Below are 20,308 nucleotides of genomic sequence, written 5' to 3'. Positions count from 1 at the left end.
ATAACGCACAGGAGACACGCATGCCTGATGGAGCTACCGCCCGGGCGGTGCCGGCCTACGCCGACGCCGTCGCCCGGTTCAGTATCGAGACCGCCGCGCTGCAACTGCACGGCGACCTGGAGCGCGGCCTGAACGCGTGCGTGGAATGCTGCGACCGGCACGCATCGGCGGACGCGATTGCGCTCGACTGGATCGACGCCGGCGGGCAGCACCGCAGCTACACGTTTGCGCAGATGAAGGCGCTGTCGGCACGCGTCGCGAACCTGCTGGTCGCACAGGGCGTGAAGCCAGGCGACGTGGTGGCGGGCCTGCTGCCGCGCACGTCCGAACTCGTCGCGACGATCCTCGGCACGTGGCGCGCGGGCGCCGTCTACCAGCCGCTGTTCACCGCGTTCGGCCCGAAAGCGATCGAGCACCGGCTGCGCATGAGCGACGCGCGCCTGGTCGTGACCAACGTCGCGAATCGCGCGAAGCTCGACGAGATCGCCGGTTGCCCGCCCGTTGCGACGGTGCGCGAGCCGGGCGAGACGCTGCCGGAACGCGACATCGATTTCCGCTCGGCGCTCGAGGCGCAGTCCGACACGTTCGAACCGGTGCCGCGCAAGGGCACGGACCTGTTCATGATGATGTCGACGTCGGGTACGACGGGTTTGCCGAAAGGCGTGCCGGTGCCGCTGCGCGCGCTGCTTGCGTTCGGTGCCTACATGCGCGAAGCAGTGGACCTGCGTGCTGGCGACCGGTTCTGGAACATCGCCGATCCGGGGTGGGCGTACGGCCTCTATTACGCGATCACGGGCCCGCTGCTGCTCGGCCACGCGACGACGCTCTACGAGGGCGGTTTCACGGTCGACAGCACGTACGACGTGATCGAACGCCTCGGGATCACGAGCCTCGCCGGCTCGCCGACTGCCTACCGGATGCTGATGGCGGCCGGGACGGAAGCGGCGGCGAGGCTGAAGGGCAAGCTGCGCGTGGTCAGCAGCGCGGGCGAACCGCTGAATCCGGAAGTCGTGCGCTGGTTCGACGCGGCACTCGGCGCGCCGATTTACGATCACTACGGCCAGACTGAACTCGGGATGGTCGTGAACAACCACCACGGCCTCGCGCATGTGGTCCACGCCGGCTCGGCAGGCTTTGCGATGCCCGGCTATCGTGTCGCGGTGCTCGACGAGGCGAGCCGCGAGCTCGGCCCCGGCGAGCCCGGCAACCTCGCGATCGACATCGCTCGCTCGCCGCTGCTGTGGTTCCACGGCTACTGGCAGCAGGACACGCCGGCGATCGCGGGCGGCTATTACCGGACCGGCGACAACGTCGAGCTGGAGCCGGACGGCACCGTGAGCTTCATCGGCCGCGCGGACGACGTGATCACGTCGTCCGGCTACCGGATCGGCCCGTTCGACGTGGAAAGCGCGCTGATCGAGCATCCGGCCGTGAGCGAGGCCGCCGTCATCGGCGTGCCCGATGCGGAGCGCACGGAGATCGTCAAGGCGTTCGTCGTGCTGTCGAAAGACTACGACGGCACGCCGGCACTGGCCGAGGAACTGAGCCTGCACGTGAAGCGGCGGCTGTCCGCTCACGCCTATCCTCGCGCGATCGACTTCGTCGATGCGCTGCCGAAAACCCCGAGCGGCAAGATCCAGCGCTTCGTATTGCGCAAGATGGAAGCCGAGAAGGTCGCTCAACCCTGAATACAACCTGTACGGACTGCGAATGGATATCAAGGATCGTGTTTTTCTGATCACGGGCGCCGGTTCGGGCCTCGGCGCCGCGGTGGCGCGCATGGTGGTCGCGGAAGGCGGCAAGGCCGTGCTGCTGGACGTCAACGAAGAGGCTGGTGCGGGCCTCGCGCACGAACTCGGCGCTGCCGCACGCTTCGTGAAGACCGACGTGACGAGCGAAGCCGACGGCCAGGCGGCCGTCGCCGCGGCGCATGACGCGTTCGGTCGCATCGACGCGCTCGTGAACTGCGCGGGCGTCGCGCCGGGCGAGAAGGTGGTGGGCCGCGACGGCCCGCACTCGCTCGATCGTTTCGCGCGCGCGGTGTCGATCAATCTGGTCGGCACGTTCAACATGATCCGGCTGGCCGCCGAAGCGATGTCGAAGCAGGACGCCGACGCGGAAGGCGAGCGCGGCGTGATCGTCAACACCGCGTCGGTCGCGGCGTTCGACGGGCAGATCGGGCAGGCCGCATATGCGGCGTCGAAGAGCGGCGTGGTGGGCATGACGCTGCCGATCGCGCGCGAGCTCGCACGGTTCGGCATTCGTGTCGTGACGGTCGCGCCGGGCATCTTCGCGACGCCGATGATGGCCGGCATGCCGCAGGACGTGCAGGACGCGCTCGGCAAGAGCGTGCCGTTCCCGCCGCGGCTCGGCCGCCCGGAAGAATTTGCGGCGCTGGTGCGCCACATCGCCGAGAACACGATGCTGAACGGCGAAGTTATCCGTCTCGATGGCGCGTTGCGCATGGCACCGCGCTGACACTGGAGGAAGCGAATCATGACGACTCAGGATCCGATCGTAATCGTTGGTACGGCGCGTACGCCGATGGGTGGTTTTCAGGGCGACCTGGCGGCAGCCAGCGCGAGCGACCTTGGCGCGGTAGCGATTCGCGCGGCGCTCGAGCGCGCGAACGTGCCGGCCGAGCGTATCGATGAAATCGTGTTCGGCTGCGTGCTGCCGGCGGGCCAGGGCCAGGCGCCGGCGCGGCAGGCCGCGCTGAAGGCCGGGCTGCCGCTCGCGGCGGGTGCGACCACGGTCAACAAGATGTGCGGCTCGGGGATGAAGGCCGCGATGTTCGCGCACGACCTGCTGCTGGCGGGTTCGGCAGGTGTAGCCGTCGCGGGCGGGATGGAGAGCATGACGAATGCGCCGTACCTGCTGCCGAAGGCGCGTGCGGGGATGCGGATGGGTCACGGGCAGGTGCTCGACCACATGTTCCTCGACGGGCTCGAGGACGCGTACGAGAAGGGCCGCCTGATGGGCACGTTCGCCGAGGATTGCGCGCAGGCGTACCAGTTCACGCGCGAGGCACAGGATGCGTTCGCGATCGCATCGCTGACGCGCGCGCAACGCGCGATCGCCGAAGGGCATTTCGTGTCGGAGATCGCGCCGGTGACCGTGAAGGCGGGCAAGACCGAAACCGTCGTGTCGATCGATGAACAGCCGGGCAACGCGAAGCTCGACAAGATCCCGACGCTGAAGCCGGCCTTCCGCGACGGTGGCACGGTGACGGCCGCCAATGCGTCGTCGATCTCGGACGGCGCGGCCGCGCTCGTGATGATGCGCCGCTCGGAAGCCGAGCGCCTGGGCCTCACGCCGAAGGCCGTGATCGTCGGGCATTCGACTTACGCGGACAAACCGGGCCTGTTTGCAACCGCGCCGATCGGCGCGCTGCGCAAGCTGTCGGAGAAAACCGGCTGGAACCTCCGCGATGTCGACCTGTTCGAGATCAACGAAGCATTCGCGGTGGTGCCGATGGCCGCGATGCGCGATCTCGACTTGCCGCACGAGAAGGTCAACGTGCACGGCGGCGCGTGTGCGCTCGGCCATCCGATCGGCGCATCGGGTGCGCGCGTGATGGTGACGCTGCTGGCCGCGCTCGAAACGTACGGCATGAAGCGCGGCGTTGCGTCGCTGTGTATCGGCGGTGGCGAGGCGACCGCGATCGCGATCGAGCGCATCGCGTAACGCATCACGCGTAGCCGCACGCAGCGATGCGTACGACGGGTATCGAACGGGAAACACCTGTGCGATACCCGTTTTGTTTTGGGCGGATCGCGTTGTCGCGCTACGCCTTCGCGTGCGGCGACACCGCCCCGCACGCGCGAATCACAAGCTGCACGACCTGCTCGGTCTTCTCGTCGAACGCTTTCTGCGTGAACGTACGCTTGCCGCTCAGCGCGCGGATCTGCGCATCGAAATCCGCGTAGTGCTGCGTGGTTGCCCAGATCAGGTACATCAGCGCATGTGCGTCGATCGGCGCGAGCAGCCCGCGGGCGATCCAGCCGTCGATGACCTTCACGCGCGTATCGAACCACGGCTTCACGCGTTCCGACAGGATGTCCTGCATGTGCTCCGCGCCGTGGATGATCTCGTTGGCCCAGACCTTCGAGCCGAGCGGGCGCCGCCGCGACAGCGCCATCTTCGCGCGCACATAGCCGCGGATCGCTACCACCGGATCGTCGTCGGCTTCGAATGTGCCGGCCGCGCGATGCCAGTCTTCGAACAGGTCGTCAAGTACGCGGCGGTACAACGCGAGCTTCGTCGGGAAGTAGTAATGCAGGTTGGCTTTCGGCAGGCCGGCGCGCTCCGCGATCATCGCGGTGCTCGCACCGTCGAGCCCGCGTTCCGCGAACACGGCCTCCGCACAGGCGAGCAGATGCGCTTCGTTGGACTCGCGGATGTGCGCCTTGCGTCGCCGCAAAGGCGCGGGCGTTTCGTCGCTGTCGGTGGCGTCGGTTGCCGCCTCGTCATGTGTCATCGTTGCCCTCGCGCGGCGGGCGTGCCGCGTTGGGCTTCATTCTAGCCGCTGATTCGCATCGAACGCACGTGTGCGGACATGGCGCATTCATTGTCATGCTGCGTTGCGATGGCACGTTTCTCGCTCTATTCACTCACGCAAGAAAGACATTGATTTGGTCATTTTGATCGTCTAAAACCTGTCCAATCGGACAGGATTCGACGAACGGCAAAAACCTTTCATCCCGATTCGTCGGACGATCTTCGCGAACGATCTGGGCATGCACCGCGCTTGGGCGGCGTTGCCCCGAAACAGGCAGGACACGCACCGGCACAGACCGGGCTGACGACATCACCGACCCCACAGGAGCGATACGAATGGACGCGGTATCGGAAACAGTGAAGCGGGCAGCTTTCGACACGTCGATCAAGGTCGACGGCAAGCGGTTGTGGGAAAGCCTGATGGAAGTCGCGAAGATCGGCGCGACGCCGAAGGGCGGCGTGTGCCGCCTCGCGCTGACCGATCTCGACAAGGCCGGCCGTGACCTGATCGTCAGCTGGGCGAAGGCCGCCGGCTGCACGGTGACGGTCGATACGATGGGCAACGTGTTCATGCGCCGCGCGGGCCGCGTGGCCGATGCGGCGCCGGTCGTCACGGGTTCGCACGCGGATTCGCAGCCGACGGGCGGCCGCTTCGACGGCATCTACGGCGTGCTCGGCGGCCTCGAGGTGATTCGCAGTCTCAACGATCACGGCATCGAGACCGAGCATCCGGTCGAGGTCGTGATCTGGACCAATGAAGAGGGCTCGCGCTTCGCGCCCGCGATGGTCGCCTCCGGCGTGTTCGCGGGCGTGTTCCCGCTCGAATACGGGTTGTCGCGCAAGGACGTGGACGGCAAGACGATCGGCGAGGAACTGGCGCGCATCGGCTACGCGGGTGACGTGCCGTGCGGCGGGCGCAAGCTGCATGCGGCGTTCGAACTGCATATCGAGCAGGGGCCGATTCTCGAGGCGGAGTGCAAGACGATCGGTGTCGTGACCGACGCGCAGGGCCAGCGCTGGTACGAGATCACGTTCACTGGCCAGGAAGCGCACGCGGGGCCGACGCCGATGCCGCGTCGCCGCGACGCGCTGCTCGGCGCATCGCGTGTGGTCGATCTCGTCAACCGGATCGGCCTCGATCATGCGCCGTTCGGCTGCGCGACGGTCGGCATGATGCAGGTCTACCCGAACTCGCGCAACGTGATTCCCGGCCGCGTGTTCTTCACCGTCGATTTCCGTCATCCGGACGACGCGGTGCTCGCGAAGATGGATGCCACATTGCGCGATGGTGTGGCGCGCATCGCAGCCGACATCGGGCTCGAGACCGAACTCGAGCAGATTTTCTATTACAAGCCGGTCGCGTTCGACGCTGCCTGTGTGGAAGCCGTGCGCAGTGCGGCCGACCGCTTCGGCTTCTCGCATCGCGACATCGTGTCCGGTGCCGGCCACGATGCGTGCTACCTCGCGCAGGTCGCGCCGACGTCGATGGTGTTCGTGCCGTGTGTCGACGGCATCAGCCACAACGAGATCGAGGACGCGACGCCCGCATGGATCGAGGCCGGCGCGAACGTGCTGCTGCACGCGATGCTGTCGCGCGCATGCGAGCCGGCTTCATGACGCCAGGACCGTAGCAGCCGGCAGGCTGCTCGACGCCTGACAGCCTGACCGTAGCATTCCTAAGAATGACCGCCCCGACTGTGCATTCACAGCCGGCGGGGACGGCTTTGTCTCCACCCAGTCGAAGGAACGCGTATGACCACCAAGCCAACCGGTGATATCGCCGCGCATCGCCTGTCGTCCACGCAACTCTCGTGCGAATTCACCGATATCGCGCCGCTGCTCGATCCGACGGCCGCCGCGGCCGCCGCCAGCCGCTGCCACTACTGCTACGACGCGCCGTGCGTGCAGGCCTGCCCGACGCAGATCGACATCCCGAGCTTCATCCGCAAGATCGGCAACGGCAACCTGAAGGGCGCCGCGACCGACATCCTGTCGGCGAATCCGCTGGGCGGGATGTGCGCACGCGTGTGTCCGACCGAGATCCTGTGCGAGGGCGCATGCGTGCGCAACCACCAGGATGCGCAGCCCGTCGCGATCGGCGCGCTGCAGCGGCATGCAACCGACTGGGCGATGGAGACCGGCGCGGTGCGCTTCACACGCGCGCCCGACACGGGCCGCCACGTCGCGGTGGTCGGTGCGGGGCCGGCCGGGCTCGCGTGCGCGCACCGGCTCGCGCTCGCCGGGCACCGCGTCACGCTGTTCGACGCGCGCCCGAAGGCAGGTGGCCTCAACGAATACGGGATCGCCGCCTACAAGACGGTCGACGATTTCGCTCAGCGTGAAGTCGAGTGGCTGCTGTCGGTGGGCGGCATCACGCTGAAAGCCGGCGTCGCGCTTGGCCGCGACATCACGCTCGACGCGCTGCGCGAGCAGCACGACGCGGTGTTTCTCGCGATGGGCCTCGGCGGCGTGCGCGCGCTCGCGATCGACGGGGAGCAACTGGCCGGCGTGATGAATGCGGTCGACTTCATCGAGCAGGTGCGGCAGGCCGATGCGCTGGAGAACGTGCCGGTCGGGCGGCGCGTGGTCGTGATCGGCGGCGGCAATACGGCCATCGATGCGGCGGTGCAGAGCCGCAAGCTCGGCGCCGAGCGCGTGACGATGGTGTACCGGCGCGGTGTGGACGCGATGAGCGCGACGTGGGCCGAGCGCGAGTTCGCACAGAAGAGCGGCGTCACGCTCGTCACGCACGCGAAGCCCGTGCGCATGGCGGGCGCGAACGGGCAGGTGACGGGTGTCGAGTTCGAGGCGGCATCGGGCGAGCGCTTCACCGTCGATGCGGACATGGTGCTGAAGGCGATCGGCCAGACGCTGGTGCCGGACGCCATCGACGCCACGCTGCTGACGGCGGACGGCGCGCGCATCGCGGTGGACGCGGACGGGCGCACTGGATGGCCCGATGTGTGGGCCGGCGGCGACTGCGCGGCGACGGGCGGCGTCGACCTCACGGTGCAGGCCGTGCAGGACGGCAAGCGCGCGGCCGCGTCGATCGACGCGGCACTCGCGCAGCGCGACGCGAAGGCTGCGTGACCGCGCAACGCGCGTCACACGCCACGAGCACAACGAACACGACCCCACTCTCACGGAGCCGAACATGGCCGACCTTCGCTGCACCATCGCGGGCATCACTTCGCCGAATCCCTTCTGGCTGGCATCCGCGCCGCCGACCGACAAGGCCTACAACGTGAACCGCGCGTTCGAGGCGGGCTGGGGAGGGGTCGTGTGGAAGACGCTCGGGCTCGATCCGCACGTCGTCAACGTCAGTTCGCGCTACGGCGCCGTGCAGTGGAACGGCCAGCGCATCGCTGGACTGAACAACATCGAGCTGATCACCGACCGTCCGCTGGACGTGAACCTGAGAGAGATCGCGCAGGTGAAGCGCGACTGGCCGGATCGTGCGCTGATCGTGTCGCTGATGGTGCCGTGCAACGAGCGCGACTGGAAATGGATCCTGCCGCTCGTCGAGGATACGGGCGCCGACGCGGTCGAGCTGAACTTCGGCTGCCCGCACGGGATGAGCGAGCGCGGGATGGGGGCGGCAGTCGGACAGGTACCCGAATATGTGGAGATGGTCACGCGTTGGGTGAAGGAAGGCACGAAGCTGCCGTGCCTCGTGAAGCTCACGCCGAACATCAGCGACATCCGGATGGGGTCGCGCGCCGCGTACAAGGGCGGCGCGGACGGCGTGTCGCTGATCAACACGATCAACTCGATCGTCGCGGTCGATCTCGACCACATGGCGCCGATGCCGACCGTCGACGGCAAGGGCACGCACGGCGGCTATTGCGGCCCGGCGGTCAAGCCGATCGCCCTGAACATGGTCGCGGAGATCGCGCGCGATCCGGAAACGCCGAACCTGCCGATCTCGGGCATCGGCGGCATCTCGTCATGGCGCGACGCGGCGGAGTTCATGGTGCTCGGCGCCGGCAGCGTGCAGGTGTGCACCGCCGCGATGCATTACGGCTTCCGGATCGTGTCGGACCTGGCCGACGGGCTGTCGAACTGGATGGACGAGAAGGGCTACGCGACGCTCGACGACATCCGCGGCCGCGCGGTGCCGAACGTGACCGACTGGAAATACCTGAACCTGAAGTACGACATCAAGGCGCGCATCGACCAGGACCGTTGCATCCAGTGCGGGCTGTGCCATATTGCGTGCGAGGACACGTCGCACCAGGCGATCACGGCGACGAAGGACGGCGTGCGGCACTTCGAAGTGGTCGATTCGGAATGCGTCGGGTGCAATCTTTGCATGCACGTGTGTCCGGTCGAGCAATGCATCACGATGGAGCGTGTCGATTCGGGCGATTACGCGAACTGGACCACGCATCCGAATAATCCGGCGAGTGCGGACGCGGGTGCGGGTGCAGGCGCGGCGGCACCCGAGAAGCACGCGAAGAAGGCTGCTTGACGGCGTCCGGCGGCGCGGGGCATCCCGCACCGTCGCTTTTCGTTCCACCCGGGCCGGCATCGCAGGATGCCGGCGCTGACGTTTTCGTGGAGTGAGTTCGATGAATCACGCAGCGAATCCCGCCGATCCCGACAGCGCCGCGGCGCAGGGCGGCAGCCTGTACAACGACGACCTCGCGCCGACGACGCCGGCGCAGCGCACGTGGAGGTGGTATCACTTCGCGGCGCTATGGGTCGGGATGGTGATGAACATCGCGTCGTACATGCTCGCGGCCGGGCTGATCCAGGAAGGCATGTCGCCGTGGCAGGCCGTGACGACCGTGCTGCTCGGCAACCTGATCGTGCTCGTGCCGATGCTGCTGATCGGCCATGCGGGCGCGAAGCACGGGATTCCGTACGCGGTGCTCGTGCGTGCGTCGTTCGGCACGCAGGGCGCGAAGCTGCCGGCGCTGTTGCGCGCGATCGTCGCGTGCGGCTGGTACGGGATCCAGACCTGGCTCGGCGGCAGCGCGATCTATACGCTGTTGAACATCCTGACCGGCAACGCGCTGCACGGCGCGGCGCTGCCGGTCATCGGCATCGGGTTCGGGCAGCTCGCGTGCTTCCTCGTGTTCTGGGCGCTGCAGATCTACTTCATCTGGCACGGCACCGATTCGATCCGCTGGCTCGAAAGCTGGTCCGCGCCGATCAAGGTCGTGATGTGCGTGGCGCTCGTGTGGTGGGCGACGTCGAAGGCGGGCGGCTTCGGCACGATGCTGTCGGCGCCGTCGCAGTTCGCGGCGGGCGGCAAGAAGGCCGGGCTGTTCTGGGCGACCTTCTGGCCGGGCCTGACCGCGATGGTCGGCTTCTGGGCGACGCTCGCGCTGAACATTCCCGATTTCACGCGCTTCGCGCATTCGCAGCGCGACCAGATGATCGGGCAGTCGATCGGGCTGCCGCTGCCGATGGCGCTGCTGTCGGTGGTATCGGTCGTCGTGACGTCGGCGACCGTCGTGATCTACGGCAACGCGATCTGGGATCCGATCGACCTGACGAGCCGGATGACGGGTATCGGCGTGGGCATCGCGCTCGTGATCCTCACGCTCGACACGATGTGCTGCAACCTCGCCGCGAATCTCGTCGGCCCCGCGTACGACTTCTCGAGCCTGTGGCCGAAGGCGATCTCGTACCGCACGGGCGGAATGATCACCGCGACGATCGCGATCGTGATGATGCCGTGGAAGATCCTCGCGACGACGGACGGCTACATCTTCACCTGGCTCGTCGGCTATTCGGCGCTGCTCGGGCCCGTGGCGGGGATCCTGATGGTCGACTACTTCCTGATTCGCGGCACGCGGCTCGACACGCGCGCGCTGTTCGACGAACGCGGCGGCTTCAGCTACGCGCGCGGCTGGAATCCGGCCGCGCTGGCCGCGCTCGCGGTCGGCGTGCTGCCGAACCTGCCCGGCTTCCTGCACACGGCCTTTCCGGCGTCGTTTCCTAACGTGCCCGCGTTCTTCAACACGCTTTACACGTACGCGTGGTTCGTCGGCCTCGTGCTGGCGTCGTGCGTGTACGGCACCTGGATGAAGTGGCGCGCCGGACAGCGCGCGCAGATCGCGAGCGCATGACGCACAGGATGCGTGCGATGCATGTGATGCGGCACCCGACAGTCAACGAGGAGGCAACCCAATGGCAATCCTGATTCGTGGCGGCACCGTGGTCGATGCGGACCGTTCCTATCGCGCGGACGTGCTCTGCGCAGCTCCGGAATACGGCGGCACGATCCTGCAGATCGCCGAGCAGATCGATGCACCGGCCGGCGCGACCGTCGTCGACGCGCACGACCAGTACGTGATGCCGGGCGGCATCGATCCGCATACGCACATGGAACTGCCGTTCATGGGCACGACCGCGAGCGACGATTTCTACTCGGGCACGGCCGCCGGGCTCGCGGGCGGCACGACGAGCATCATCGACTTCGTGATCCCGAGCCCGAAGCAGCCGCTGATGGACGCGTTCCAGGCATGGCGCGGCTGGGCCGAGAAGGCGGCGGCCGACTACGGCTTTCACGTGGCCGTGACGTGGTGGGACGAGAGCGTGCATCGCGACATGGGCACGCTCGTGCGCGAGCATGGCGTGTCGAGCTTCAAGCACTTCATGGCGTACAAGAACGCGATCATGGCCGACGACGAGGTGCTCGTGAACAGCTTCTCGCGTTCGCTCGAACTCGGTGCGCTGCCGACCGTGCACGCGGAGAACGGCGAGCTCGTGTTCCAGCTGCAGAAGGCGCTGCTCGCGCGCGGGATGACAGGGCCGGAGGCGCATCCGCTGTCGCGGCCGCCGGAGGTCGAGGGCGAGGCCGCGAACCGCGCGATCCGCATCGCGCAGGTGCTCGGCGTGCCCGTGTATATCGTGCATGTCTCCGCAAAGGATGCGGTCGACGCGATCGCGCGTGCGCGCAGCGAAGGGCTGCGCGTGTTCGGCGAGGTGCTGCCGGGCCACCTGGTGATCGACGAGGCTGTGTATCGCGATCCGGACTGGACGCGTGCGGCCGCGCACGTGATGAGCCCGCCGTTCCGCTCTGCCGAGCATCGCGAGGCGCTGTGGCGCGGGCTGCAGGCGGGGCAGCTGCATACGACGGCGACCGACCACTGCGTGTTCTGCGCGTCGCAGAAGGCGATGGGCCGCGACGATTTCACGAAGATCCCGAACGGCTGCGGCGGTGTCGAGGATCGCATGTCGGTGCTGTGGCATCACGGCGTGAATCATGGCCGCATCACGCCGAACGAGTTCGTGCGGATCACGTCGACGAACGCCGCGCAGATCTTCAACCTGTATCCGCGCAAGGGTGCCGTGCAGGTGGGCGCCGATGCCGACCTCGTCGTGTGGGATCCTGCCGCGACGAAGACGATCTCGGTGAAGACCCATCACCAGCAGGTCGACTTCAACGTGTTCGAGGGGATGACGGTGCAGGGCGTCGCGACGCACACGCTCACGCGCGGCGCACTCGCGTGGGCCGACGGCGATCTGCGCGCCGTGCGCGGCGCGGGCCGCTACCTGAAGCGCCCGCCGGCGGCCAGCTACTACGAGGCCGCGCGGATCGCGAACCGGCTGCGCGAACCGCATCCGGTCGAGCGCGCCGGCTGAACCTCGCGTATCGCGCGGGGCGTGTCGGGTCGAACGGCACGCCCCACGCTTGAATCTGCTTTCCCGTTCGTGCGGGCACCCGTCCGGCCCGAATCTCCCCTCTCCGCATCCCGACAATTCTCTCAATATTTGGGACGGATTGCGTGTGATCTCGTCTTTCCGATCCACCAGTACATAGAAGAACTGAGCAAGTTGATGCAACACGCGACGGCGCGCAAGCGCGGCCATTTTGTTTGCGTTGTCGGCGTGCATGACGGCGAGTAATATCCACCGACGGCGTTGCGCAGGCGTGCCGGGCCGCCCGCCGAACAGTCCAACAACATTGAGAGCAAGGAGTACGAGGTGGATATTCTGCGCAGTCTCCTGGGTATGCTGTTCCTGCTGCTGGTTGCCTATCTGCTGTCGAACAACCGGCGCGCGGTGAGCCGCCGGACCATGATCGCCGCACTGTGCACGCAGCTGGCGATCGGCGCGCTGGTGCTGTTTGTGCCGTCGGGCCGCACGGCGCTGGCGGCAGCCGCGAACGGCGTCAATCGCGTGCTCGACATGGGCAATCACGGCATCGCGTTCGTATTCGGCGGGCTGGTCGACAGCCGGATGTTCCAGCTGTTCGGCGACGGCGGGTTCGTGTTCGGCCTGCGCGTGCTGCCGATGATCATCTTCGTGACCGCGCTGATCGCGGTGCTGTACTACATCGGCGTGATGAAGTGGATCGTCGCGATCCTCGGCGCGGCGCTGGCGAAAGTGCTCGGCGTGAGCCGCATCGAGGCGTGCTCGGCGGTGGCGACGATCTTTCTCGGGCAAAGCGAGATGCCCGCGCTCGTGAAGCCGTTCGTGCGGAACATGACGAGCGCCGAGATCTTCACGGTGATGGCGAGCGGCATGGCGTCGGTCGCGGGCTCGGTGCTGGTCGGCTACGCCGGTCTCGGCGTGAAGATGGAATACCTGCTCGCCGCGTCGTTCATGGCGGTGCCCGGTGGGCTGCTGTTCGGCAAGCTGCTGTATCCGACGGTCGAGCCGAGCCGCGTCGTGGTCGACGGGCTCGACTTCGACGACAAGCGCGCCGCCAACGTGATCGAGGCGGCGGCGTCCGGTGCGGCGGTCGGGATGCGGATCGCGATCAACGTCGGCGCGATGCTGATCGCGTTCGTGGGGCTCATCGCGCTGATGAACCTCATCGTCGGCGGCGTGGCCGCGTTCGCGGGCTTTCCGCAGATCACGCTCGTGGGTATCATCGGCCACCTGTTCGCGCCGCTCGCGTGGATCATCGGCGTGCCGTGGCACGACGCGACACTGGCCGGCAACTTCATCGGCGAGAAGCTGATCTTCAACGAGTTCGTCGCGTATGGCGACCTGTCGCCGTACCTGAAGGGCGGTGAGCACGTCGCGGCCGCCGGCCTGCAGGTGCTCGACCCGAAGACGCTCGCGATCGTGTCGTTCGCGCTGTGCGGCTTCGCGAACTTCTCGTCGATCGCGATTCTCGCGGGCGGCTTCAGCGCGGTCGCGCCCGAACGCCGCTCGGAAGTCGCGCGGCACGGCCTGCGCGCGCTGACGGCCGCGACGCTGTCGAACCTGATGAGCGCCGCGATCGCCGGCCTGTTCTTTTCCCTGCATTGAGCCCGACGCGGCCACTGACCGATCAAGGAGAGGCAACGATGTTTTTACCGCAGGAATTCATTCGCCAGAAGCGTAACCGGCAGCCGCTCGATCGCGACGGGATCGCCGCGTTCGTGCGCGGTGTGACCGACGGCAGCGTGACCGAGGGCCAGGTGGCCGCGTTCGCGATGGCGGTGTACTTCAACGACCTGAGCGTCGACGAGCGCGTTGCGCTGACGCTCGCGCAGCGGGACTCGGGCGACGTGCTCGACTGGCGCGCGCTCGAGCTCGACGGGCCGGTGATCGACAAGCATTCGACCGGCGGCGTCGGCGATGTCGTGTCGCTGATGCTCGGGCCGATGGTGGCCGCGTGCGGCGGCTACGTGCCGATGATCTCGGGGCGCGGGCTCGGCCATACCGGCGGCACGCTCGACAAGTTGAGCGCGATTCCAGGTTACGACGTGACGCCCGATACGGACGCGTTTCGACGCACGGTGCGCGACGTCGGCGTCGCGATCATCGGGCAGACCGCGCGGCTGGCGCCGGCCGACATGCGCATCTATGCGATTCGCGACGTGACGGCGACCGTCGAGTCGGTCGCGATGATCACTGCGTCGATCCTGTCGAAGAAGCTCGCGGCCGGTCTCGACGGGCTCGTGATGGACGTCAAGGTCGGCTCCGGCGCATTCATGCCGACCGCCGAGCAGTCGGCGGAACTGGCCCGCAGCATCGTCGACGTCGGCAACGGCGCCGGCATGAAGACGACCGCGATCCTCACCGACATGAACCAGTCGCTCGCACCGTGCGCGGGCAATGCGCTCGAAGTGGCATGCGCGATCGACTACCTGACGGGCAAGTCGCGTCCGGCGCGCCTGCACGACGTCACGATGGCACTTTCCGCAGAGCTGCTCGTCACCGGCGGGCTGGCACGCGACGTCGCGGACGCGCGCGCGAAGTTGCAGCACGCGCTCGATTCGGGTGCGGCGGCGGAACGCTTCGCGAGGATGGTCACGGCGCTCGGCGGCCCTGCAAACCTGATCGATGCGCCCGCGCGTCATCTTGCGCGGGCGGAGGTGGTCGTGCCGGTTCCGGCGCGCGCGAGCGGCGTGGTGCAGCGGGTCGATTGCCGCGCGCTCGGGCTGGCGGTCGTCGCGCTCGGGGGCGGCCGCACACGCGCGGCGGATGCGATCGACTACAGTGTCGGCCTGACGGCGCTCGCGGAGATCGGGCAGCGTGTCGACGCCGGCCAGCCGCTCGGTTACGTGCATGCCCGCGATGCTGCCTCGGCGGCGCACGCGGTGGACGCGATCCAGCGCAGCTACGTGCTGGGCGAGACGGGCGACGCGCCACCGACCATTTATCAGCGGATCGGCTGATCCGATCGCCGGTGCCGACACTGGCGATCGCTTCACGTCACGGGCGCATCGTGACGGCCGGGATTCGGCCGCGCCGAACTATCCCGGCACACAATCGGAGGCACGACGAGATGGAACGACATGAACTGATCGAAGCGGCGAAGGCGGCGCGTGAACGCGCGTATGCGCCGTATTCGCGCTTTAAGGTCGGCGCGGCGCTGCAGGCGCGCGACGGGACGATCTTTCACGGCTGCAATGTCGAGAACGCGTCCTACGGACTCTGCAATTGCGCGGAACGCACGGCGATGTTTTCGGCCATCGCCGCCGGCTATCGTCCGGGGGATTTCACGCGGCTCGCGGTCGTGGGCGACACCGACGGCCCGATCGCGCCGTGCGGCGCGTGCCGCCAGGTGATCATCGAAATCGGCACGCCCGACATCGAAGTGATCCTGGCCAACCTGAAAGGGGCCGTCGAGGTCACGACGGCCCACGCATTGCTGCCGGGCGCATTCCGGTTGTAACGGCGCGCGCGATGGCACGCCGCACGCATCACGCGCCGTCGCGCGCGTCGCGGATCGGAATCACCGTGCGCGCGCCGCACTGGCGCAGCAGGTCGCGCAGCTCGTTGATGACCGGAAACACCTCGTGGTTCCAGTCGGCGCCTTGGGCGTCGTGCGCTTCCTGCTCGCGCTCGACGATCCAGCGATCCTCGCGGAAGATGCGCTCGGTGAACCAGACGAGCAGCGGCCACGCGAGATCGAGCGCGAACGGGATGCCGGGCTTGTGGATCGACAGCAGTCCGAACGTGCGGTTGGTGCGTTGCTCGGCGTCGAGCGGCACGTAGACGATCCACAGGTCCATCACGAGCGTGCCTTCGCTCGAGCGGATCTGCAGTGTCTGGTACGGATAGCCGGTGCGTACCGTCATCACGCTCTTGTCGGCCTGGTCGGCCGGCTTCTTGCTCGCGCCGAACACGAGCGCCTCGCCGACCGGCTGCTTGCCTTCCATCCGCGCGAACGTGTAGTCGACTTCGACCCAGTCGTCGCCGCGGCGCCGGCCGACCGAGCGCGCGCGCATCTGCCCCATCTGCTTGCGATGCAGGAACTGATGGTTCATGTCCATCAGGTTCTCGTGCATGAACGAGTAGTGGCACTTGACCTCGCGGCCGAAGCGGCGCGTCTTGAACGCGCGGTCGTCCGCCGATTCGAGTGCGGGGAACGGCCGCGTGTCGGCGAGCGTCGCGTCGCCCGGGAACACGAAGATCAGCCCGTGCGCTTCGCGGCACGGATACGCGCGCACGCCGTTGGGCAAGCGCTCGCGGCCGAGGTACGGCACGTCGACGCAACGGCCGCTGTCGCACGCGTAGGTCCAGCCGTGATAGCAGCAGCGCAGCGTCTCGCCGCTCACGACGCCCGCGTGCAGCGGCACCTGGCGGTGCGCGCAACGATCCTCGAGCGCGTACACGGCGCCGGATTCGGTGCGCACGAGCACGATCGGATCGCCGGCGAAGCGCACGCCGAGCGTCTTGCCGCGTTTCAGCTCGCGCGACCACGCGAGCGGGTACCAGTGATCGGGATGAATCGGCACGCGGCGCAGGTCGCGCACGGCCGCGCCGGAAGAGGTTTCACCAAGGGTGCCGCTGTCAGGAAAGGGCACTGCGCGCATGCGTGACGCCTCCGGGCTGGACTGGGATTCCGGGCGCCGCATGATGCGGCGGGGATCTGGAGAAGTCTACGCGAAGTTGCCGGTCGCGGCGGACGCGATGCGGGTTTGCCCCGGCACGGCGGCCGCGGTTTCGTTGATGCAACGCAAACCGGGCCGAAGGCGGCGCGTGCTGGCCGTGCGTAGCCGCACCGGCCCCGGCCCGGGCCGTGCGGCGGGCGTCACCCCGTCACGCGGCTGCTTGCCGGTCACGAGTGCGCATCGCGCCACAGTACCGCGTCGGTGCGGTACAGCGCCGGGAAGTGCTGCTTCAGCCCGGCGATCTTCGGCATGTCGTTGTACGCGATGTACGGTGCGTCGGGATGCAGCTCGAGGTAGTTCTGGTGATAGGTCTCGGCCGCGTAGAAGCCCTTGTAGTCCTCGACGCGCGTGACGACGGGTGCCGGAAACACGTGCGCGGTGCCGAGCTGCGCGATGTACGCGGTCGCGACCGCACGTTGCTGCGCGGTGGTGGGGAAGATCGCCGACCGGTATTGCGACCCTTCGTCGGGGCCCTGCCGGTTGAGCTCGGTCGGATCGTGCGCGACCGAGAAGAACACCTGCAGCAGCCGGCCGTACGTGATCTGGGTCGGGTCGTAGACGATGCGAACCGATTCCGCGTGCCCGGTCAGCCCCGAGCCGACGAGCGCGTAGTGCGCGGTTTCGGACGCGCCGCCCGCATAGCCGGCCGTGACCTGCTTCACGCCCTTCACGTGCTCGAATACGCCCTGCACGCCCCAGAAGCAGCCGCCGGCGAGCACGGCCGTCTCGTCGTGCGACGCGCCGGGTGTTTCGTCGAGCGTCGGCGCGGGCACGGTGCGCATCGGCTCGGCGGAATTGACGATGCGCTGGTAGCCGAACACGGCGGCGGCCGCGATGGCAATGGCGCCGATGCGGCGCAGCATCGCCGTGCGCCGTTGCGGCGCGGGACCGCGGGGGGAGGTGGTGTTCACGGTGTGCTCCTTCGAAAGGCGGTGTGGAAAGCGGGTGGTCCGGAAGCGGCACCGGTGCGCCGCGTCCGGCCCGGATCAGCCGAACGTGAACGCATACGCATTCACGCCGGGATCGAGAAACTCGATCGCAAACGTGCGGTCGGCGATCGCGCCGGGCTGCCGGACCAGCTGGTACAGGCGTTGCGCGGTCACGGTGCCGTAGCCTTGCGCGTCGACGTCGGTGCCATGTGCGGCACCGGGCGCCGCGCCGTCGATCGTCACGCGAAAGCGCACGGGCTGGCCGTCCGCTCCCGGCCCGAGCACGAGGTGCAGGTCGCGCGCGTGGAAGCGGTAGACGATCCGTCCCGACGGCGCGGCGAGCGACGCGCGTTCGGCGCCGACCTGCCACGTGCCGGCGAGGCCCCAGTCGTTGAGATCGGGGTGCGCCGGCGCGTCGTAGCGGTGCGCCGCATCGCGCACGACGCCGCCCGGCGACGTGAAGCTCTCCGCACGCGCATAGCCGACATAGGTTTCGGGCGAACGGACGTCCACGGCGTCAGCCGCCGCGAGCGCACCCTTCGCCGGTGCGCCGGCGAGCCCGAGCGGCACGTTCAGCGCTTCCGGATGGCCGGCCTCGGCGAGCAGCGACTGGATCGCGCGCTCCGACTGAGCGTATTCGCCTTCGCCGAAGTGGTGATGGCGGATGCGCCCTTGCGCGTCGATGAAGTAGTGCGCGGGCCAGTATTCATTGCCGAACGCACGCCAGATCGAATAACCGTTGTCGATCGCGACCGGGTAGCCGATGCCGAGGTCGTGCACGGCTTTCTTCACGTTGCCGATGTCGCGCTCGAACGCGAACTCGGGTGCGTGCACACCGATCACGACGAGCCCGTACGGCGCGTACTTGCGTGCCCAGGCGGTCGTGTACGGCAGCGTGCGCAGGCAGTTGATGCACGAATAGGTCCAGAAATCGACGAGGACGACCTTGCCGCGCAGGCCGGCCGCCGTCAGCGGCGGCGAGTTCAGCCACTGCACGGCGCCGTCGAGCGACGGCAGCGTGCCTTCGACGGGCAACGCGGCCGGCGTCGCGCCGGCCGCGCGCATCATCGCGCTGCCGGCCATCGCTCCGCCGCCGGCCTGCGCGCCATCGGCAGCCGCGGTCATCATCGCGCCGCCGCTCGTGTCGTCGGTGGCGTTGCCCGTCGCTGCGGCCGCCGCCGGCGCGCCGTTCGAACGCCCGCCGAGCCGGTCGACGAGCTTCGTTTCGAGCCCGCCCGTCGTGACGGTCGACAACTGGGCGAGCGCACCCGTATCGAGGCCGAGCGCGATCGCGCCGACGCCGGCCAGGAGCGCCACGCCGATCCCGCGCTTGATCCATTCGCCGGCGCCGAGCGAGCGCTTCATCGCGGCGAACACCTTGCCGCCGATCACGAGCGCGACGCCGAGCGACGTCGCCGCGCCGGCCGCATACGCGACCAGCAGCAGCGTCGTGCCGACGCTGGCGCCGCGCAGCGCGGCACCGGTCAGCACGAGCCCGAGGATCGGGCCCGCGCACGGTGCCCACAGCAGGCCGGTCGCGACGCCGAGCAGCAGCGACGACGCGGGGCCGGCCGGGCGGCCGTCGCGTTGCGCGAAGCCGGTGAGCCGGTTGCCGGCGGCGACGAGCGGGCGTGTCAGGTGCTCCGCGAGGCGCGGCATCAGCAGCGTCAGGCCGAATACCGCCAGCAGCACGATCGCGACCCAGCGGCCTGCCTGGTTGGCCTGCGCGACCCACCCGCCGCCGACGGCGGCGAGCGTCGCGACGACGGCGAACGTGAGCGCCATGCCGGCGAGCAGCGGCAGGCCGGAGCGCACGAACGGCTGGTCGGCGCGCGCGAACACGAACGGCAGCACGGGCAGGATGCACGGGCTCAGGATCGTGAGTACGCCGCCGAGGTAGGCAAGGACGATGAGCAGCATGGTGCGTTCTCCAGTCGGTCGGGAGTGGGGCCGGATCAGGCGGCGACGGGGTGGAAGGCGAGCGCGAGGCCGTTCATGCAGTAGCGCAGGCCGGTTGGCTGCGGGCCGTCGTCGAACACGTGGCCGAGATGGCCGCCGCAGCGGCGGCAGTGCACTTCGGTGCGGATCATCCCGAACGACGCGTCGGTGTGGGTGCCGACCGCGTGGTCGAGCGGCTTCCAGAAGCTCGGCCAGCCCGTATGGCTGTCGAACTTGGTGGCCGACGAGAACAGTGCGAGGTTGCAGCCGGCGCACGCGAACGTGCCTTGCCGGTGCTCGTCGTTCAGCGGGCTGGTGTACGGCCGTTCGGTGCCGGCTTCGCGCAGGATCGAGTACTGGGCGGGCGTGAGCCGGCGATGCCATTCGGCGTCGCTGAGGGTGACCTCAAAAGGGGCGGCCGTCTGCGGGGTGGCTGGCGGCGCGGCAAACGCACGGCCGACCAGCGCGCGGCGGCCGACGGACGACAGGGTCGCGAGCACGGCGAGGCCGGTGGCGCCGGCGAACAGCAGATGTCTGCGGGTGGGCATGATGGGCTCCTGGCGGCAGGTCCTGAAAACATGCGCCCATCGTAGTCAGCGGTCGGTGTCGAAGTCCTCACGGAAAGTTAAATGAATTGTGAAGATTTTC

16 protein-coding genes are annotated in these 20,308 nt (G+C 68.3%); 11 read left to right on the top strand and 5 right to left on the bottom strand.

What is annotated here, in order from left to right; genetic code table 11:
• The first annotated feature begins 20 nt into the window (after positions 1–20).
• Genes BCO18175_RS32975 through BCO18175_RS32965 form a run of 3 tightly spaced genes read left to right on the top strand, consistent with a single transcriptional unit; the run spans position 21 to position 3,687 of the window.
• Complete coding sequence (locus BCO18175_RS32975; RefSeq protein ID WP_174987170.1) at positions 21–1,688, top strand: acyl-CoA synthetase; 1,668 nt, start codon at positions 21–23, stop codon at positions 1,686–1,688.
• Positions 1,689–1,710: 22 nt separating this feature from the next.
• Positions 1,711–2,478, top strand: a complete 768-nt coding sequence (locus BCO18175_RS32970) for a 3-hydroxyacyl-CoA dehydrogenase (RefSeq protein ID WP_174987168.1) — start codon at positions 1,711–1,713, stop codon at positions 2,476–2,478.
• A gap of 18 nt (positions 2,479–2,496) precedes the next feature.
• Entirely contained in the window at positions 2,497–3,687 is a 1,191-nt protein-coding gene (locus BCO18175_RS32965) for an acetyl-CoA C-acetyltransferase (RefSeq protein ID WP_174987166.1), read from the top strand.
• A 100-nt stretch (positions 3,688–3,787) separates the two neighbouring features.
• On the opposite strand, the gene BCO18175_RS32960 is transcribed toward BCO18175_RS32965, so the two are convergent.
• A complete protein-coding gene (locus BCO18175_RS32960) occupies positions 3,788–4,480 on the bottom strand; it encodes a TetR/AcrR family transcriptional regulator (protein WP_174987164.1) in 693 nt (230 codons plus the stop codon).
• Positions 4,481–4,836: 356 nt separating this feature from the next.
• On the opposite strand from BCO18175_RS32960, the gene BCO18175_RS32955 reads away from it, so the two are divergent.
• The 8 genes from BCO18175_RS32955 to BCO18175_RS32920 all read left to right on the top strand — a co-directional run bounded on the left by BCO18175_RS32955 (position 4,837) and on the right by BCO18175_RS32920 (position 15,571).
• Positions 4,837–6,117: a Zn-dependent hydrolase gene (locus tag BCO18175_RS32955; protein WP_174987162.1), complete on the top strand. Its 1,281-nt coding sequence runs from the start codon at positions 4,837–4,839 to the stop codon at positions 6,115–6,117.
• A 135-nt stretch (positions 6,118–6,252) separates the two neighbouring features.
• A complete protein-coding gene (locus BCO18175_RS32950; RefSeq protein ID WP_174987160.1) occupies positions 6,253–7,590 on the top strand; it encodes an NAD(P)-dependent oxidoreductase in 1,338 nt (445 codons plus the stop codon).
• A 64-nt stretch (positions 7,591–7,654) separates the two neighbouring features.
• Positions 7,655–8,971 (top strand): NAD-dependent dihydropyrimidine dehydrogenase subunit PreA, encoded by a 1,317-nt coding sequence (gene preA / locus BCO18175_RS32945; RefSeq protein WP_174987159.1) that lies wholly within the window; start codon positions 7,655–7,657, stop codon positions 8,969–8,971.
• 100 nt (positions 8,972–9,071) lie between these two features.
• The gene (locus tag BCO18175_RS32940) at positions 9,072–10,580 is read left to right on the top strand and encodes an NCS1 family nucleobase:cation symporter-1 (RefSeq protein ID WP_174987157.1); all 1,509 of its coding nucleotides are present in this window, start codon (positions 9,072–9,074) and stop codon (positions 10,578–10,580) included.
• Positions 10,581–10,641: 61 nt separating this feature from the next.
• Positions 10,642–12,099, top strand: coding sequence for a dihydropyrimidinase (gene hydA / locus BCO18175_RS32935; protein WP_174987155.1), 1,458 nt, complete (start codon positions 10,642–10,644; stop codon positions 12,097–12,099).
• A 342-nt stretch (positions 12,100–12,441) separates the two neighbouring features.
• The gene (locus tag BCO18175_RS32930; RefSeq protein ID WP_174974135.1) at positions 12,442–13,716 is read left to right on the top strand and encodes a NupC/NupG family nucleoside CNT transporter; all 1,275 of its coding nucleotides are present in this window, start codon (positions 12,442–12,444) and stop codon (positions 13,714–13,716) included.
• Positions 13,717–13,754: 38 nt separating this feature from the next.
• Complete coding sequence (deoA, locus tag BCO18175_RS32925; protein ID WP_174987153.1) at positions 13,755–15,071, top strand: thymidine phosphorylase; 1,317 nt, start codon at positions 13,755–13,757, stop codon at positions 15,069–15,071.
• A 110-nt stretch (positions 15,072–15,181) separates the two neighbouring features.
• Positions 15,182–15,571, top strand: a complete 390-nt coding sequence (locus tag BCO18175_RS32920; protein WP_043185533.1) for a cytidine deaminase — start codon at positions 15,182–15,184, stop codon at positions 15,569–15,571.
• Positions 15,572–15,599: 28 nt separating this feature from the next.
• Here BCO18175_RS32920 and BCO18175_RS32915 read toward each other — a convergent pair whose 3' ends face one another.
• The 4 genes from BCO18175_RS32915 to msrB form a co-directional block, all read right to left on the bottom strand.
• The gene (locus BCO18175_RS32915; protein ID WP_174987151.1) at positions 15,600–16,715 is read right to left on the bottom strand and encodes an aromatic ring-hydroxylating oxygenase subunit alpha; all 1,116 of its coding nucleotides are present in this window, start codon (positions 16,713–16,715) and stop codon (positions 15,600–15,602) included.
• A gap of 245 nt (positions 16,716–16,960) precedes the next feature.
• Complete coding sequence (gene msrA / locus BCO18175_RS32910) at positions 16,961–17,656, bottom strand: peptide-methionine (S)-S-oxide reductase MsrA (protein ID WP_174987217.1); 696 nt, start codon at positions 17,654–17,656, stop codon at positions 16,961–16,963.
• A gap of 123 nt (positions 17,657–17,779) precedes the next feature.
• Positions 17,780–19,642: a cytochrome c biogenesis protein DipZ gene (locus BCO18175_RS32905; protein ID WP_174987149.1), complete on the bottom strand. Its 1,863-nt coding sequence runs from the start codon at positions 19,640–19,642 to the stop codon at positions 17,780–17,782.
• A gap of 35 nt (positions 19,643–19,677) precedes the next feature.
• Positions 19,678–20,208: a peptide-methionine (R)-S-oxide reductase MsrB gene (gene msrB / locus BCO18175_RS32900; protein ID WP_174987147.1), complete on the bottom strand. Its 531-nt coding sequence runs from the start codon at positions 20,206–20,208 to the stop codon at positions 19,678–19,680.
• Between the last annotated feature and the right edge of the window lie 100 nt (positions 20,209–20,308).

This window comes from Burkholderia lata, assembly GCF_902499335.1.
Lineage (GTDB): Bacteria > Pseudomonadota > Gammaproteobacteria > Burkholderiales > Burkholderiaceae > Burkholderia > Burkholderia lata_B.
Note: the sequence above shows the minus strand (reverse complement) of the source record. Positions and strands in the feature narration are given on the sequence as shown.